This window comes from Salinisphaera sp. SWV1, assembly GCF_052044155.1.
Lineage (GTDB): Bacteria > Pseudomonadota > Gammaproteobacteria > Nevskiales > Salinisphaeraceae > Salinisphaera.
In genome coordinates, this window is sequence record NZ_JBQDYE010000126.1 from 1 (window position 1) to 669 (window position 669).

Consider the following 669-nt stretch of genomic DNA (forward strand, 5'->3'; position numbering starts at 1 on the left):
GCATTGCTTAGCATTGGGGGGCATTGACCTGACCAGTCCAACAGGAAAAATGATGATGCAAGTAATTTCAGCAGTCGCTGAATTTGAACGAGACCTTTTACTTGAACGCACTCATTCCGGGATAGTAAGAGCCCGCGGCGCAGGGAAACGTTTTGGTCGACCACCTGTGTTAAATGAAGAACAGAAACAGGTGGTATTCGAACGAATTAAGTCAGGGGTAAGTATAAGGGCCATTGCCCGGGAATTCAAAACCTCGCGGCAAACCATTTTAAGAGCCAAAGCAAAACTTCAGACACCTGACATATAAAAAATAATCTCGGTGTGAGATGCTTTACGTCTTCCAAGCCCCCTTCCTTGCCGTAAATGGAAAGATACATCTAATTATAGAATTTATATGTTTTACCCTACGGCAGTGCTGGCCATTCAATATCCTGTGCAGTTGACGTATCAACACGGTTCAGCAATACCCGATACTTTTTCCATGCTTCCAGCAACGAGGTTTCTTCCTCCGTTGCATATACAGCTCACCTTTTTTCACCCACGATTAACCAACAGCCAGACCAGCAGACACGCCCCCACCGGCACCGCAAAATCCATCCGGCTTGCCACATCCCACGCGCGCGGATCAAAACCGCCCCACCACGGCATATTCATTCGCTTGCCATGCCC

General features: G+C 47.8%; 1 protein-coding gene and 1 pseudogene. One reads left to right on the forward strand and one right to left on the reverse strand.

The window, feature by feature from the left end:
• Positions 1 to 307 (forward strand): helix-turn-helix domain-containing protein (locus ACS8YF_RS19770; protein WP_440851795.1); only part of this gene is annotated, 307 nt, incomplete at its 5' end.
• Positions 308 to 404: 97 nt separating this feature from the next.
• Here ACS8YF_RS19770 and ACS8YF_RS19775 read toward each other — a convergent pair.
• Positions 405 to 515, reverse strand: a pseudogene (locus ACS8YF_RS19775) (tail fiber assembly protein); the annotation flags it as partial.
• Positions 516 to 669: the final 154 nt, after the last annotated feature.